This is a genomic window from Streptomyces sp. 4F14 (genome assembly GCF_048159485.1).
In the GTDB taxonomy this organism is placed as follows: Bacteria; Actinomycetota; Actinomycetes; order Streptomycetales; family Streptomycetaceae; genus Streptomyces.
This window is the reverse complement of sequence record NZ_JBLRVY010000060.1, coordinates 1-14,650: the sequence shown is the minus strand read 5'-3', so window position 1 is coordinate 14,650 and position 14,650 is coordinate 1. Positions and strand designations below refer to the sequence as shown.

Genomic DNA, 14,650 nt, shown 5'->3' with positions numbered 1-14,650 from the left:
GCACGCGGCACGCGGCACGCGGCACGCGGCACGCGGCACGCGGCACGCGGCACGCGGCACGCGGCACGCGGCACGCGTCTCAGTCCTGCCCGTCCCGGCCGCCCGGAGGGTTTCGGTCAGTCCTCGGATCTGCCGGGAACTTCTCGGCGCGAGCCGCTGGTTCGGGGCGTTCTCGCCAGCATTCGGTTCGCCACCTCCGGAATCCGGTTCACGCCATCCAGAAGAAGACCGCCGTCATCCGCTTGTCCTCCAGGGTCGTCCCGCAGTAACCCGTCGCGCTGTGCACGAGGTTGGCGTTGTAGAGGAGGAGGCGGTTGTACTTGTGGGGGACGCGGAGGTCCTCCTCGAAGGCGTCGGGGGCGACGAAGCGCGTGCCGAGGGCGTCGACGAGGTTGTTGTGGGGTGCCTGGACGACGTTCCCGCCGAGCCGGCCGCCGGGCAGGGACTGCCGGTAGAAGGCGGTGCCGCAGTCCTTGGGAGCTACGGGGTTGAGATACAGGACGGCGGCGTACCGGCACAGCGACCGCGAGTCGGTGTGCGGCCGGGGCTCGCTCTCACCCTCCCCGACGACCTGCACGCAGTTGTGGTTGAGGGTGCCTCCGCCGGGCGCCTCCTGCACCCACAGTTCCTTCGCCCCGGTCGCCTGCCTCACCAGCCGCTCCACGCGGGCGAGTTCACCTGGCAGGAGTCCCGGCATGGCCCGCAGCCCCGGCCAGGTCTCGGAGGTGTAGGGGTACCCCCTGACCCAGTTGTCGTGGGCGAGGCACCGTTCCCGTACGGCGTCCACCTCAGGTATGACGTCGTCGATCACCCAGTAGTCGCGGCCCTTGGTCGGCTTCCGGTACGGCAGCACGGGCAACGGCGGTGCTGTGCGTGGCTGTGGGGGCATGCGGCGAATGTAAGACCGGGGTAAGCAAGCACTCGCCCGCGCTTTGCCCAAACCCCGCCCAAGAAACTTTTTGCCCACCCAGGTGAGTCACAGGCTGATCCCGTCCGTACTCCTGTACGTCCGACCCCACCGCTCTCGCGCGGCGGGCTCCCCGACCGGGCAGGAGGCACGGTGCGCTTTTCACGCAACGCGATGGGAACTCTCTTCGTGGGCGGCGCCCTGAGCATGACGCTCGCCGCACTCGTCTACCCATCGATGCTGGGTGTCGAGACGGCATCGGCTTCCAACGACAGAATCATCGCCACCACCCAATGGGGCCCTCTCACCGAGCTCGACCGCGACTTCGTGGTGAAGGTGCGCGCGGCCGGTCTGTGGGAGTACCCGGTCGGCCAGTTGGGTGTGCAGAAGGGCACCAGCCAGGGCGTCATCGTCGCGAGCCAGCACCTCATCGACGGCCACGCCGCCCTCGACACCACGTGCCGCAAGATCGCACCGATGCTCAACATCACCCTGCCGAACGTCGCGAGCCCCCAACAGGTCGGCTTCGTCAGCCAGTTGACGTCCGACACCAAGGGCGACCAGTTCGACCGGGACTTCGCCAACATCCTGCGCATCACGCACGGTTCGATCTTCAACACCGTCGCAAAGGTCCGCTCGACCACCAAGAACACGCTGGTGCGCGCGCTCGCCGACCAGGCCAACGACACGGTCCTCGACCACATCACGGTCATGGAGCAGACGGGTCTCGTCGACATCGACCAGTCCCTGTTCCAGCAGACCACGCCGCCCAAGCTGCCCAAGTCCGACCTGACGCCGCCGCCCGGCGTCCCCGGCGGGCAGGTCCTCGTCCTCACCCCGCCGCCGACCGCCACCTCGACGCCGGTCGACATCGACAAGATCGCCGGTGCCAGCGCCGGCGTCACGTCGGGGCCGAACGCGGGCGGGAACAACGGGAACAACAACGGCGGGATCAACAACAACGGCGGTAACAACAACGGCGGCTGACGTTCCGTTAACTCACGTTAACCCTGCGCGAGTTGACAGCGTTCCCACGCGAAGATCACGATGACTCCCACACCCCGGGCGCACCGACCCGTGCGCCGGGTGTTCCTCCTGGTCCACACGGCCGCCGCAGCCCGGCGGTTGTGCGGGACCAGTCACGTGATCCGACCAACCACCCCTGGCTCGACCCGGATTGACGTTTCGTCACTCCGGCTCGCCAAGATGGGATACGCATGTCCATAGCGAGAAGTGTCTCCGCGCGCCGCCTGCTGGGGACGGGCGTCGCGTCGCTCGCCCTGTGCGCCGCTTCCGTCGCCGCCGCGTCCGGCGCGTGGGCGACCACCGGCGGCGGGCACGGCTGGAACAACGGCGGCCAGTACCGGCCCGGCACCGGCGCGGGCGAGAAGACCGAGGCCGACCGCTGCCAGTTCTCGCTCGACGGAAACACCTTCTTCGACTCGGTGAAGGTCGACGACCAGAACCTCAAGCCCTCCGGCGACGGCAAGGTCCACGTCACCGTCCTCGGCGCGGGCGGCACCTGCACGGTCTCCCTCGCCTCGTACCTCGCGCACGGAGCGACCTTCAACACCTCCGGCGAGCAGGTCTTCGTCGACTTCGACACCGTCACGGTGAAGAAGGGCCAGAAGGACACCCTCGACATCGCCGTCCCGAACGCGGGCTGCTTCGCGCAGGTCGACCTGTACCGGGGCGCGGTGAAGTTCGACGGCAAGAAGGATGCCAACGACGGCTTCGAGCATGGGGAGTTGCCCAAGGGTCCGGACCGTCCGGTCATCAAGGACAAGCTGATCGCGGCCTGGAACGGCGGTACGAAGGACTGCACCGTCACCGAGCAGCCGCCGGCCTCGACCCCGCCGTCGACCCCGCCCACCGAGCAGCCCCCGGCCGCCACCCCGCCGTCGGGCGGCACCGAGACGCCGCCTTCCTCGGCCTCCCCGTCCCCGTCCGCCTCGGAACCGGCCTCCACCCCGCCGGGCGACGACGACTCCTCCTCGCCGACGCCGTCCGCCTCCGCCTCGCAGAGCACCCCCGCCTCCGCCCCCACCCCCAACGGCGGCAGCGGCAACCTCGCCGAGACCGGCGCGAACGGCAACACGGGCGTGCTCATCGGCGGCGCGGCGGCGCTGGTCGCGGGCGGCGCGGCGGTCGTCGTGGCGACGCGGCGCAGGCGTGGCGCGCAGTCGTGACGCCGGTAGTACCCGTGTAGTACCTCGGAGCTACGGCGCTTTGGAGCCGTGAACCGGGTCATACCCGCAGTACCCGTAGTACCCGCAGTACCCGTAAAACCATTGGAGACGCGGCGCGCTACCCCGCTAGCGTGACCGTATGAAGCGCGCCTGTTCGTCCTCCACGACGACGCCGGACCAGGTCCCGGCGCGCTGACAGCTGAGCTGATCGACGAAGCCCCGGGGCGAGTGCCCCGGGGCTTTCGCGTGGGGTCACTCGCCTCCCCACCAGCGAGGAGACCCTCCGATGAACCCCCACAAGGACCCCGCCCCGTACGACGACCACCGACGCCTCGGCCGTGAACTCGGCCTGTTCGACACCGACCCCCTGATCGGCGCGGGCCTGCCGTACTGGCTCCCGGACGGCGCGGTCGTACGGCACGAACTGGAGGAGTACGTCCGGGAGTTGGAGGTCTCGGCCGGATACCGGCACGTGTACTCGCCGGTCCTCGGCAAACGGGAGCTGTACGAGATCTCGGGCCACTGGGACCACTACAGCGACGACATGTTCCCCCCGATGCGGCTCGGCTCGGAGGACGTCGTCCTGCGCCCGAGCCTGTGCCCCCACCATGCCCTGATCTACCGCTTCCGCGCCCGCAGCTACCGTGAACTCCCCTTGCGTATCGCCGAGTTGGGCGGCATGTACCGCTCCGAACTGTCCGGCGTCCTCGGCGGGCTGACCCGGGTGCGCTCGATCCAGCTGAACGACGCGCATGTCTTCTGCACCCTCGACCAGGCCGTGGACGAGGCGGCGTCGGCACTGCGCCTGATCCGCCGCGCCTACGACGACCTCGGCATCGAGGCGTCCCGCTACCGGCTGTCGCTGCCGGGCGAGGGCGGCAAGTACGTCGCCGGACCCGAGCTGTGGGACAAGGCGACCGCGTTGCTGCGCAAGGCGCTTGAGGGGATCGAGTACGAGGAGGCAGAGGGCGAGGCCGCGTTCTACGGCCCGAAGATCGACGTGCAGATCGCCGATCCGGCGGGGCGGGAGGCGACCCTGTCGACCGTGCAGATCGACTTCCACCAGCCCGAGCGGTTCGGGCTGACCTACATCGGCGCCGACGGCGCGAAGCACCGGCCGGTGATGGTGCACCGCAGCATCGTCGGCAGCGTCGAGCGGGCGGTGGCCCATCTGATCGAGCGGCACGGGGGCGCCTTCCCCGTCTGGCTCGCGCCGGTGCAGCTCGTGGTGCTGCCGGTCTCCGAGGCGCAGGAGGCTCACTCCCTGAAGCTAGTACGTCAGGCGGAGTCCTCAGGTATCAGGGTCGCGTACGCCGGGCCGGACCAGGGGACCCTGGGGGCCCGGGTCAGGGGGGCCAGGCTGGTGCCGTACCAGGCGGTGATCGGCGAGCGGGAGGCCGCCGCCGGGCGGGCCGCCGTACGCCTGCGGGACGGGCGGCAGGCCGGGGAGCTGGATCCGGCGGAGCTGGTACGGCGGATCGCGGGGCGGGTGGCGGCGCGGGGGACCGGGCTGTGGGAGTGAGGGGGCGCGCTCGGTGAGGGCGGGCGGGGATGTCGCCGTAGGCGTCGGGCGTCCGCCGTGGGTATCAGCGTCGGTGTCACTCCCAGGTATCACCGCTGGTCCGGCCAGGGCTGTGGCGGGATCCAGCCGGTGAGATCGACCGGCACCGCATAGGCTCGACACGAGAGCCACCCGGCACCGCGGCCGTCCGGCGCGGCGGTCGCCGGGTGCGCCCGCCGCCCGTGACGGCCGCCCGCCCGTCATGCCCACCGCCCGGAAGGGGTCCCGTGACCGCCCAGCCCATCCCCGTGATCATGGACGTGGACACCGGTGTCGACGACGCCCTCGCCCTGCTGTTCGCCGTCCGCCACCCGGCGATCGACCTGCGGGCGGTGAGCTGCGTCGCCGGGAACACGGACGTGGACGGCGTGGTCCGCAACACCCTGACCGTGCTGGAGATGGCGGGTGCGCCGGAGATCCCCGTGGCGCGGGGAGCGGAGCGCCCGCTGATCGAACCGGCGCGGTCGGCGGCGCACGTGCACGGCCTCGACGGCATGGGCGACCTCGGCCTCCCGGCCCCCGCCCGTACCCCTGTGGAGCTGGACGCGGTATCACTCCTGCGGCACGAGATCCTCGCCTCGCCGCGCAAGGTGACGCTGATCCCGACGGCCCCGTTCACCAACATCGCGCTGCTGCTGCGGACGTACCCCGAGGTCACCGCGAACATCGAGCGGATCGTCTTCATGGGCGGCGCGGTGGAGGTCGGAAACGCCACCCCCGTCTCGGAGTTCAACGTCTGGCACGACCCGGAGGCGGCGGCGATCCTGCTGACCGCCGGGGTCCCTCTCACGATGTACGGGTTGGACGTCTTCCGGCAGGTCCTGGTCCCCGGGGACGACATCGCCCGGCTGCGCGCGAGCCAGGACCCGGTACTACGTCTGACGGGTGACCTGCTGGCCCACCGCGACCCCGAGGCGAGCGGCGACCCCAGCCCCACCGGCTGCCTCGGCGACGCGGGCGCGGTCTGCGCGGTCGCCGATCCCGGGGGCCTCACCACGGGCCTCCTCCCGGTCGAGGTCTCCCTCGCGCCGGGCCCGACCCGGGGACAGACGGTCGTCGACCGCCGCCCGCGCCCCGGCGAGGCGGAGATCCACGGCCTGGGCCACGAGAAGGTGCTGGTGGACGTAGCTCTGGAGGTGGACGTGGACCGCTACGTGAAGCTGTACCTGGAGACGCTGGAGGGCTAGCTCCCCGGTATTACGCCCGCACGCCCACCTTCACCACGCGCCCCTCGCACACCCACCCTCTTCACCACGCGCCCCTCGCACACCCCCCTCAGGAACCTCGCCTCCGCACACCCACCCGCAGGAACCTCGTCCCCCGGACGGACCGCCACGGTGGTCGGTCCCCGGGCGGGGTGCTGGCGTGGGAGCAGGTGTCCCTGCGTCAGGAGGCGGGTGCGGTGCGTCGAGCCCTGGGTGTGAGCGTGGCGTTGGTGTGTGCGGGGACGATGGCGGGGTGCGCGGCGCTCGGTCTCGAACATCCGGCGGTCGCCCCGCACCCCACGCCGACCATCGCCAAGTCCCCTTCCCCGAAGGCGAGTCCGCAGGCGCCGGGCGTGCTGAGCGAGGCTCAGGCGCGGGCCGCGCTGCTCACCGTCGCCGACCTGGGCGCCCCCTGGACGGCGACCCGGGGCGCGGCGACCTGGCGGGACGGGGTGCTCAAGTCGACCAGTACGGTCCCGGACTGCGCCCGCTTCCTCGACGCCCTGTACGCCGACGAGCTGCTCGGCGCCCCCGCCCGCGCGGCCGTCGGCCTCGACGACGCCGACACCGACGCACAGCTCCGTTTCCAGGTGACCGCCCAGCGTCCGGTCGCCGAGGTGGACCGCGCGCTGGCCTGGCTCAAGACGGTCCCCCAGGTGTGCGCCCGCTTCACCGCGACCTCGCCGCAGAAGGTCGTCCAGGACGTCATGGTGACCGAGGTACCCCTACCTGAGGTGGGGGACGTACGACAGGGTCTCCATGTCACTCTCACGAGCCACGACGAGGACGGCCGGCCCACCACCCTCACCCTCGACATCGCCGCCGTCCGCGCGGGGGACGACGCCTACACCCTGACGAACGGCGGTATGGGCGACGTCGCGAACGAGGCGACCCAGATCGCCGTCCAGCTCGGCGCGCTGCGGCTGGCGGACGTACGCAAGCAGGGGCGGGTGCAGGTGTAGCTCTGACGTACGGGCCCCGCCCGGGCCGGGAGCCGACGGGCGGCTACGGCTTCTCGTACGGGTCCCTCGGCTGGGTGACACGTACGACGTCGCCGGCCGTCAGCACCGGGGGCCACGCCGCGTCCGAACCCAACTCGCCCTGGGGAACCCACGTTCCGGTGACCGTCACCCAGGTGTCGACGGCCGGCGCGTCGGCGCCTCGGATCTCCACCTTGGAGGTCGTCGCGTCGGCGGCGCAGCAGGTCACCAACAGCCGTGTCAGGTACCAGACTTGGCCCTTGCCCCGGGTGACGAAGCCGGTCATCCGGACGGTACGGCCGGTGAGCGAGCGTCCACTGTCGTAGATCGCGCGCGAGCTGAACGCGGCCACCGTCAGCTCGACCGGATCCCCGGCGGGCAGCGCGGGAAACGTCCCGACGCCCCGGGCCGCGCGGGCCGCCGCCTCCCTGCCTGCGCTGTAACTGCCCAGTGCCGGAGGGGGACAGAGGAGGATCGCGAGGGCGGGGAGGGCGAGCAGCCAGGCCAACCGGGGCCTGTGGCTGGGGTGTTGAGCGGCGTCGCCGTCGTGAGGGCGGCTGTCGCCGTCGTGAAGGTGACCGTCGGTGTCGTCGTACTCGTCCCGCTCGGCCCGCGCCAGTACACCGGCCATCACCCCCAACCCCACAAGCAGGACACCGGAGATGACCAGCCACGGCCTCAACCCGGCCTGTACGTACCGGAGATACAGGTCCCCGAAGAGCGTGATCCGCAGCACCGCCGCTCCGACCAGCGCCGACAGCACCGCCGGCCCGTACCGCCTCACAGCAGCCACCACCCCACGAGGGCGCTCGCCCCCACGGCCACCACCCACGTCGCCGACGCGAACCGCACCGCGAACGCGCGCCCGAACGTCCCCGCCTGCAAGGCGATCAGCTTCAGGTCGACCATCGGGCCGACGACCATGAAAGCGAGCCGGGCGGTCGGCGGGAACGCGGAGAGGGAGGCGGCGACGAACGCGTCCGCCTCGCTGCACACGCACAGCACGACCGCGAGCCCGGCGAGCAGCAGCACGGACAGCCACGGCGAACCGGTGAACACCTCCAGCGCCGAACGCGGTACGACGATGGAGAAGGTGGCCGCCGCCGCGGCGCCGAGGACCAGGAACCCTCCGGCGTGCAGGAAGTCGTGCTGGAGGCCGCCGAGGAACGCGCGCGCCTTGCTGGAGAGGCCCCGTTTCCGGGAGGCATCCGGCTTCCGGGAGACGCCGGGCTTCCGCGAGACCCCCGACACCCCCACGTCCTCCGAGACGACCCCTGTCATACCCGTAGTACCCGTAACCCCCGTAGTACCGGAGGACCACGCCTTCGGCAGCCGCAGCCACTCCTCCCTCCCGAACCGCGCCCACAGCCACCCCATGACAAGGGCGACGCCGAGGGACGCGGTCAGCCGGGCCAGCACCATGCCGGGCTGACCGGGGAACGCGATCGAAGTGGCCACCAGGACAACGGGGTTGACGGTCGGCGCGGACAGCAGGAACGCCAGCGCGGCGGCCGGCGCCACCCCGCGCCGCATCAGGCTCCCGGCCACCGGCACGGACGCGCACTCACACCCCGGAAGTACTACCCCGGCGACCCCCGCGACCGGTACGGCGAGCGCGGGGTTCGCCGGCAGCAGCCGCCTGAGCAGCGTCTCCGGCACGAACGTGGCGATCGCCGCCGAGACGGCCGTACCGAGGAGGAGGAAGGGGACCGCCTGCACGACGACGGCGGTGAAGACGGTCCACCAGGCGGCGACGGCCGGGGTGAAGACGTCGAGCGCGAGCATCGGGCCGAGGACGGAGGCGACGGTGCCGATCGCGGCGACCGCGGCGAGCACAGCCCCGCCGAGGACGGCGTACACCGCCACCCGTGCCGCGAGCCGTACCCCGTCGGCGACGGTCCGTTGGTTCTCCATGACCCCCGGGACGCTAGCGGCGACGCCTGTGCACCACCCCGGATTCCCCGGAGGACGAGCTGTGACGGCGCCGATCTGCTACCGCGCGCCACCGGCCCGCGCGCGCACCTGGCCACCACTCCGACGCCTTGTGCCGCGAGGGAGAAACCGCTTGCACAACTCCCTCCTGACCCCCTTGCCCTCATACCCGTACACCCCTAGGTTGGTCGACACCTCGAACGCCGCGTGACACTCCGGACACGCACGTCGTACAGCGCACCTCCGCCCCGTTGTGGCCACCACCTCCCGTGAGGTCCCCCATGCCCCGAACCACCCTCAGCCGCGGCCTCGCCGCCGCGCTGATCGCCGTGACCGCCCTGGTCCTCGCGTCGACCACGGGCCAGGCCAGAACCGGCGAGGAGCGCCCCGCGGCGCAGACGGCGGACCAGGTGGGCGGCCACTGAGGGGCGGGCCGCGGAGGGAGCCCGAGCGGTGCGAGCGGGGTGACAGTCGGTGGCGGTCGGGTGGCGGGAATCACGCACCCTACCCCTCCGGTATTACCCGTCTACACCCTTACCGTGGAGAAATGTCCCCTCTGGCCCGTATCAGCAGCTCGTACGCCCCGCGCTTCGCGGAGTTCGCGTTCGAGCCCGGCTTCGTGGCCGAGGTGGACCAGCACGTCGCGGAGTTGCGCGACCGGCTGGCGGCGAACCACTCGGGCCTCGTACCCCGGCCCCCGCACCGCGAGGACCTCGCGGACTACGCCCTGGGTTTCCTGGACGCCCTCGACGAGCTCGACTGGCGTGAACCGGTGGGCTACGACTACGCGGTGTGCCGGCTGACCGCGATCACCTGGCTGGTTCACCAGCACGACCTGGGTGTGGAAAAACCGTAAGGATCAGTTCACAGAAAGCGCTTGTACTCTCAACTTCTGTGCTGTCAGGGTCACATCAGCATCGCTGAACCACCCCCGAGCACATGGAGACCCGCACGTGTTCCAGGAGTACAAGCGTTTCGCCAAGGCCGCGTTCGTCGCCGCCGCAACCACGTCCCTCGCCGTCGGCCTGACCGCCGGCACGGCCTCGGCCGCCCCCAATCTCTCGAACCTGCCCGAGAGTTCGACATCGTTCCAGCGAACTTTCCAGCCGTACTTCGACTATGACTCGGACGGCTGCCTCCCGGCGGCGGCGATCGACCTGTGGGGAAACCTCAACGGCGGTCTGAACCCGAGCGGTTCGATCGGCGGCGGCTGTCGCACGGACCACCTCGGCAACGCGAACACCTACGCCCGGGTCAAGTGCAACAACGGCTGGTGCGGGATCATCTACACCCTGTACTTCGAGAAGGACCAGGCCGACCCGACCGGCATCTCGGGGCTCGGCCACCGCCACGACTGGGAGTGCGTGGTGGTCTGGGTGAAGCAGGGCGCGGCGCAGCCGTCGTACATCTCCGCCTCGCGGCACGGCGGGTTCAGCACGATCCCGGTGAACGAGGCGCCCATGGACGGCGTCCACGCGAAGATCGTCTACCACAAGGACGGCGCCTCCACCCACGCCTTCCGCTTCGCCAAGTCCGGTGAGACGGCGGAGGCTTGGCCCGACGGCGGCTGGGACCACCCGGCGCTGGTCAGCTGGGACCACTACCCGGCGAGCAAGGACCCGTCGAAGAACCTCCAGACCATCCTGAACAACTCCAGCTGGGGCAACGCCAACTTCCCCCTCCAGGACAGCAAGTTCAACGACACCCTGAACAAGGCCAAGCCGGGCGGGATCGCGTTCGACCCGTACGGCGCGGGCTGAGCACATGCGTGAGGGCCGGACCGTGCCGGTACTACCCGTGTAGTACTCAGGTACGGTCCGGCCCCCGGCCGTCTCACATGTCCTGGTCGGTGCGCTCCCGCACCGGCTGGTTGCTCATCGCGTCCTGCCGGCCGGCCTGGTAGGCGGTGACGCTGTCGCGGGCCCGCGTCGTCTCGCGCTCGGCGGTCGTCAGGAGCCGCTCCATCCGCTGGCGCATCGGCCCGATCATCCCGCCGCCGACCCCGACGATCAGGATCCCGGCGCCGGCCGCGAGCGCCGCGTACAGCACCGGCTGGGTGACCGTCGTCGCGATGCCCGCCTGGCCGAGCGCGGCGATCACGCCGAGCGCGAGGATGCAGGCCCACACGACGGTCGCGAGCGTCCGGCCGTACGACATCGAGGACAGCGCGCTGCCGACGATCGAGCGGACCGCGTTGGCGATGGCCATCGCGACGACCACGAGGACGACCGCGACGATGCCGCGCGGCAGCCAGCCGACGATGCTGTTGATCATCGTGCTGACCGGGTTGGTGCCGAAGACGCCCAGCGCGAGCTGGAGCGTGATCAGCATCAGCGCGTAGTAGACGATCTTGCAGACGATCCCGGTCATGTCGTACTTCGAGTCGCGCAGGAACCGGTCCGCCCCCGCCCGGTCCGCGAGCCGCTCCGAACCGGCCTTGCGCAGCACCCGGTCCAGGACCCGGGCGATCATCTTCGACACGAACCAGCCGATGGCGAGGATGATCAGGAAGCCGACGAGTTTCGGCACGAACTGCGCGACCTTGGACCAGGCGTCGTTCAGTCCCTGGGTGAAGTTGATGGCGAGCGTGGTGGTGGCCATGGGCGGCACATCCTTCGTTCGATTTCCCGAAGCTCGGACCAGCGGTGCAACGCCCCCCTCGCTTCGTGGATAGCAGGACGGGGTGGAGGGGGCCCGTGGGGTGAGGCTGTCCGGGTGATATCGAGGGGGTAGCGGGGTACGCCTGCGGGGTGGTGGTGACGGGGGTGACCCGAACACGGGGCGGGGCGAGGGGTACCCGGGGACTACTCAGGGGCTACGGGCGCGGGGCTGCGGGCCGCAGGGCTGCGGGGGCGTGACAGGGGGCGTCCCGCCAGGGCTCGGCTCAGGACACGGTCAGGGCTCGGCTCAGGACACGGACGGGACCGCTCGGTGGCGGTTCCCCGATGACGGCTCCCCGGTAACAGCTCCCCGTGACGGCTCAGGGGCAGCCCGGTGGCCGCTCCCTCAGCGTCCCGCCGGAGTCGCCCGCGCCTCGTTCTCCAGGTGCCTGAGCTGCTGCCGGATGTGGTCCAGCGCGCCCTCCCTGCGGCCCGGGACCCTCGTGCGCAGCGCCGTGAGCGCGGGGGCCAGCTCACGCGCCGGGGTCAGCGCGTCGATCCGGCCCCACTGGTGGTGCGCCCGGTCCACGGCAGCCTCGACGGCGGGCGCGTCCGCCGGCTGCCCGCCGGCCAGCCTGAGCGACGCCACCGACAGCCACGTACGGCAGCTGCGCTCCGCATCCCCCGCGAGCATCGCGAGGTCGGCGCGCACCTCGGCCCAGTGCAGCGCCTCGTCCGAGCCGGGGCCGTACTCCTCCACGGCCGTCTCCTCCTGCCGCGCGGCCAACACGTCGGCGTCCCCGTGCCGGCCGCTCTGCACGGCCGCGGTGATGGCGGCGTGGGGGTCGCCGGAGGGGGCGCCGGGCGCGTCGCCGGGTACGCCCTGAGGAGTGGCGGTGTCCCCGGGTACGCCCTGAGGGCCAGCCGGGTCGCCGGGCACCTCCCGGGGGCGGGCCGCCTCCCCGCGCGCCTCCCAGGGGCCGGCCGCATCCCCGGGTACCCCCTGAGAGCTAGGTGGGGTGTGCGGGTGCGCAAGAGGTTGTGCGGGGATGCGGGGGGCGGTTCTCGGGGGCGGGGGTACGACGACGGGGACTGCGGGGTGGGGTTCGCCGTGAGACCGGGGGCCCGTCGTACCCGTACCGGTCATACCTGTGCCCGCCGTACCCGTACCCGTAGTACTCCCGCCGTACGTCCCGGACGCCCCGGCCCCCCACCCCGTACCCGGCCCGATCACCAGGTCCGCGCTCCCGGCGTCACCCCGTACCCGTGCCAGCGCGGCCCCGTGCAGGTGCTCGATGCCCGGTCGGCCCCCGCTGCGCAGGATGGTCGCCACGGCCCTCATGTAGGCCGGCGTACCCGTGCCCCGGCGTCCGCCTGGCGGGGCGACCCGGCCGTGGACGGTGACGTCGGGGCCGCAGCCGAGGGGGTTGTCGCGGAGCCACTCCCAGGTGTCGGCGTCGGAGTGCAGGTCGAGGAGGACGGTCGTGGTGCCCGGCGCGCGCAGGCGCAGCTCCTCGCGGAACCAGTGCCAGGGGAACCCGGTGTAGCGGACGGTCGCGGGGGTGGTGCGGGCGAGCGCGAGGTGCGGCAGGCGCTGGCGGCGGTCGAGCTGGAGCTGGCCGACGACGAAGAGGGTGAGCGGTCCCGGCGACGCGGCGGCGGCCCGCAGCCGGGTCAGGACGGCCTGCGGCTCCAGCGGATCGGCGAGTTCGACGACGTTCGCGGTGTCGGCGCCGGCGAGCACGGCGGGCGGCACGGCGGCCAGCACCGGCAGCACGGACGCGGCATCCACCAGGCGCCCCTTGCCGACGGGCGAAGCCGCCAGCAGCAGCACGGTTCCGGGCATGGGTCCCTCCCCCTGATGGATCACTTACGTCAGCACCGTAGCCGCTGCGCCCGCGAAGGGGAGCCCCGGAACGGCAAACCCCCGCACCCCCGCCGACCGCCGCTCACCCCCCGGGCACCATCCACACGGCGAAGACCGTCGTGTCGTCCCCCGGTCTCCCCCCGCTGTGCCGCAGCGCCCCTTCGCGGACGAACGCGACCAGCCGCTCCGGCTCCACGAGCCCAGCGTCCCTGGTCAGAGCCTCGGTCAGCGCCTCCACCAGGGGGTAGAACCGGCCCTGCGCGTCCCGTGCCTCGGTCACCCCGTCCGTCACGAGGAGGACGGTCTCCTCGGCGCCGACCTCGACCCGTACCACCTCAGGGGTACCTCCCAGGTATCCCGGATCTCCTGATACCTCCAGCTCCCCCAGCCCGAGCGGCAGCCCGCTGTCGGCCTCGTCACCCAGTACCCGTACCCCTGAGGTACCCACCGCCAGGGGCGGCTCGTGCCCGAACACCACCACCTCGACGACCGCCACACCCCCTACCGCTCCTTTGGGGGGGATACCCGAGGAGTACGGCGGTGGCGAACCGGTCGCCCTCGTCGCGCCCGACCGCCGCCGCGTGCCCCCGGTGCCGCAGCATCCGCGTCTCCAGCCGCGCGGCCACCACCCCGAGATCGGCCTCGTGGTACCCGGCCTCCCGGAACGTCCCGAGCAGCGCCGCGGCGGCCTCGACGGCGGCGAGCCCCTTGCCCTGGACGTCCCCGACCAGGACCCGGCCCCCCTACCCGGAAACTCGATGGGCCGAGGGAACCACGCGACGGGGTCGTCCGCATCCGCGCGGCGACCGACTTGCCACCGTCCCTCCCTGGGTGTGCTCTGGAGGTCGGGGATGGGGGGATACCCGGAGAGGAGTACTCCAGATGGCTCACGCGGCACCCGCATCACATGCTCCCGACGACATCTTCAGCGCCCGCGCCCACCGGATCGCGGCGGTGGCGGTACCGGTGGTACTAGGGCTCGTCTACGGGTACTGGGTGGCGGCCGTCCGCCGCTCGGGCGGCCCGATCACCGGCTGGAACCTGCTGCTCGGCTTCGTCAGCGCGCTCGCCTTCGCGGCCGTGTACGTCGCGGTGCGCGCCCTGGCGCCGCGCCTGAAGCGCGAGCTGCACGCCGTGCTGTGGGCGTCCTTCACGGGCTGCGCCTTCGGCTTCGTCTACAGCCAGACCGGGGCGACGATCTGGCGCTCGGTGATGATGTCCCTCGGGGTCGCGGCGGGCCTCTTCGCCGTCGCGTTCTACCGGTACTACACCCACGAGGACGGCGCGGGGCACCGCGTCCGCTGAGGTCGTACCCGGGTAGTACCTGAGTACGACAGGGCCGGGGGGGGGGGGGGGGGGGGGGGGGGGGGGGGGGGGGGGGGGGGGGGGGGGGGGGGGGGGGGGGGGGG

Annotated in this window: 14 protein-coding genes and 1 pseudogene; 9 read left to right on the top strand and 6 right to left on the bottom strand. The window is 72.0% G+C overall.

The window, feature by feature from the left end; translation table 11 throughout:
- Nucleotides 1-208 precede the first annotated feature (208 nt).
- Complete coding sequence (locus tag ACLZOT_RS49545) at nucleotides 209-889, bottom strand: DUF6445 family protein (RefSeq protein WP_416975915.1); 681 nt, start codon at nucleotides 887-889, stop codon at nucleotides 209-211.
- A gap of 192 nt (nucleotides 890-1,081) precedes the next feature.
- On the opposite strand from ACLZOT_RS49545, the gene ACLZOT_RS49540 reads away from it, so the two are divergent.
- From ACLZOT_RS49540 to ACLZOT_RS49520, 5 genes are all read left to right on the top strand, one after another.
- Entirely contained in the window at nucleotides 1,082-1,894 is an 813-nt protein-coding gene (locus ACLZOT_RS49540; RefSeq protein WP_416975917.1) for a DUF4142 domain-containing protein, read from the top strand.
- Nucleotides 1,895-2,124: 230 nt separating this feature from the next.
- Complete coding sequence (locus ACLZOT_RS49535) at nucleotides 2,125-3,096, top strand: LAETG motif-containing sortase-dependent surface protein (protein ID WP_416975914.1); 972 nt, start codon at nucleotides 2,125-2,127, stop codon at nucleotides 3,094-3,096.
- Nucleotides 3,097-3,382: 286 nt separating this feature from the next.
- The gene (thrS, locus tag ACLZOT_RS49530) at nucleotides 3,383-4,618 is read left to right on the top strand and encodes a threonine--tRNA ligase (protein ID WP_416975913.1); all 1,236 of its coding nucleotides are present in this window, start codon (nucleotides 3,383-3,385) and stop codon (nucleotides 4,616-4,618) included.
- 266 nt (nucleotides 4,619-4,884) lie between these two features.
- Nucleotides 4,885-5,844, top strand: coding sequence for a nucleoside hydrolase (locus tag ACLZOT_RS49525; protein WP_416975912.1), 960 nt, complete (start codon nucleotides 4,885-4,887; stop codon nucleotides 5,842-5,844).
- Nucleotides 5,845-6,107: 263 nt separating this feature from the next.
- Nucleotides 6,108-6,824, top strand: coding sequence for a hypothetical protein (locus ACLZOT_RS49520; RefSeq protein ID WP_416975916.1), 717 nt, complete (start codon nucleotides 6,108-6,110; stop codon nucleotides 6,822-6,824).
- Between the two features lie 43 nt (nucleotides 6,825-6,867).
- Here ACLZOT_RS49520 and ACLZOT_RS49515 read toward each other — a convergent pair whose 3' ends face one another.
- The gene (locus ACLZOT_RS49515; RefSeq protein WP_416975911.1) at nucleotides 6,868-7,626 is read right to left on the bottom strand and encodes a TIGR03943 family putative permease subunit; all 759 of its coding nucleotides are present in this window, start codon (nucleotides 7,624-7,626) and stop codon (nucleotides 6,868-6,870) included.
- Entirely contained in the window at nucleotides 7,623-8,756 is a 1,134-nt protein-coding gene (locus ACLZOT_RS49510) for a permease (protein WP_416975910.1), read from the bottom strand. The genes ACLZOT_RS49515 and ACLZOT_RS49510 overlap by 4 nt, the downstream gene beginning before the upstream one ends.
- Nucleotides 8,757-9,055: 299 nt before the next feature.
- Here ACLZOT_RS49510 and ACLZOT_RS49505 point away from each other — a divergent pair, with 299 nt between their 5' ends.
- The 3 genes from ACLZOT_RS49505 to ACLZOT_RS49495 all read left to right on the top strand — a co-directional run bounded on the left by ACLZOT_RS49505 (nucleotide 9,056) and on the right by ACLZOT_RS49495 (nucleotide 10,534).
- The gene (locus tag ACLZOT_RS49505) at nucleotides 9,056-9,199 is read left to right on the top strand and encodes a hypothetical protein (RefSeq protein ID WP_416975909.1); all 144 of its coding nucleotides are present in this window, start codon (nucleotides 9,056-9,058) and stop codon (nucleotides 9,197-9,199) included.
- 122 nt (nucleotides 9,200-9,321) lie between these two features.
- Nucleotides 9,322-9,630 carry a DUF6401 family natural product biosynthesis protein gene (locus ACLZOT_RS49500; protein ID WP_416975908.1) on the top strand — a complete coding sequence of 103 codons (309 nt, stop codon included), beginning with the start codon at nucleotides 9,322-9,324 and terminating at the stop codon, nucleotides 9,628-9,630.
- Nucleotides 9,631-9,727: 97 nt separating this feature from the next.
- On the top strand, nucleotides 9,728-10,534 hold the full coding sequence (locus ACLZOT_RS49495; protein ID WP_416975907.1) for an NPP1 family protein: 807 nt from the start codon (nucleotides 9,728-9,730) through the stop codon (nucleotides 10,532-10,534).
- 73 nt (nucleotides 10,535-10,607) lie between these two features.
- On the opposite strand, the gene ACLZOT_RS49490 is transcribed toward ACLZOT_RS49495, so the two are convergent.
- The 3 genes and pseudogenes from ACLZOT_RS49490 to ACLZOT_RS49480 all read right to left on the bottom strand — a co-directional run.
- Nucleotides 10,608-11,375 carry a mechanosensitive ion channel family protein gene (locus ACLZOT_RS49490; protein ID WP_416975906.1) on the bottom strand — a complete coding sequence of 256 codons (768 nt, stop codon included), beginning with the start codon at nucleotides 11,373-11,375 and terminating at the stop codon, nucleotides 10,608-10,610.
- 405 nt (nucleotides 11,376-11,780) lie between these two features.
- Nucleotides 11,781-13,220, bottom strand: coding sequence for a hypothetical protein (locus ACLZOT_RS49485; RefSeq protein WP_416975905.1), 1,440 nt, complete (start codon nucleotides 13,218-13,220; stop codon nucleotides 11,781-11,783).
- A 103-nt stretch (nucleotides 13,221-13,323) separates the two neighbouring features.
- Nucleotides 13,324-13,984, bottom strand: a pseudogene (locus ACLZOT_RS49480) (PP2C family protein-serine/threonine phosphatase); the annotation flags it as partial.
- A 139-nt stretch (nucleotides 13,985-14,123) separates the two neighbouring features.
- On the opposite strand from ACLZOT_RS49480, the gene ACLZOT_RS49475 reads away from it, so the two are divergent.
- Entirely contained in the window at nucleotides 14,124-14,546 is a 423-nt protein-coding gene (locus tag ACLZOT_RS49475) for a hypothetical protein (RefSeq protein ID WP_416975904.1), read from the top strand.
- The last annotated feature ends 104 nt before the right edge of the window (nucleotides 14,547-14,650 follow it).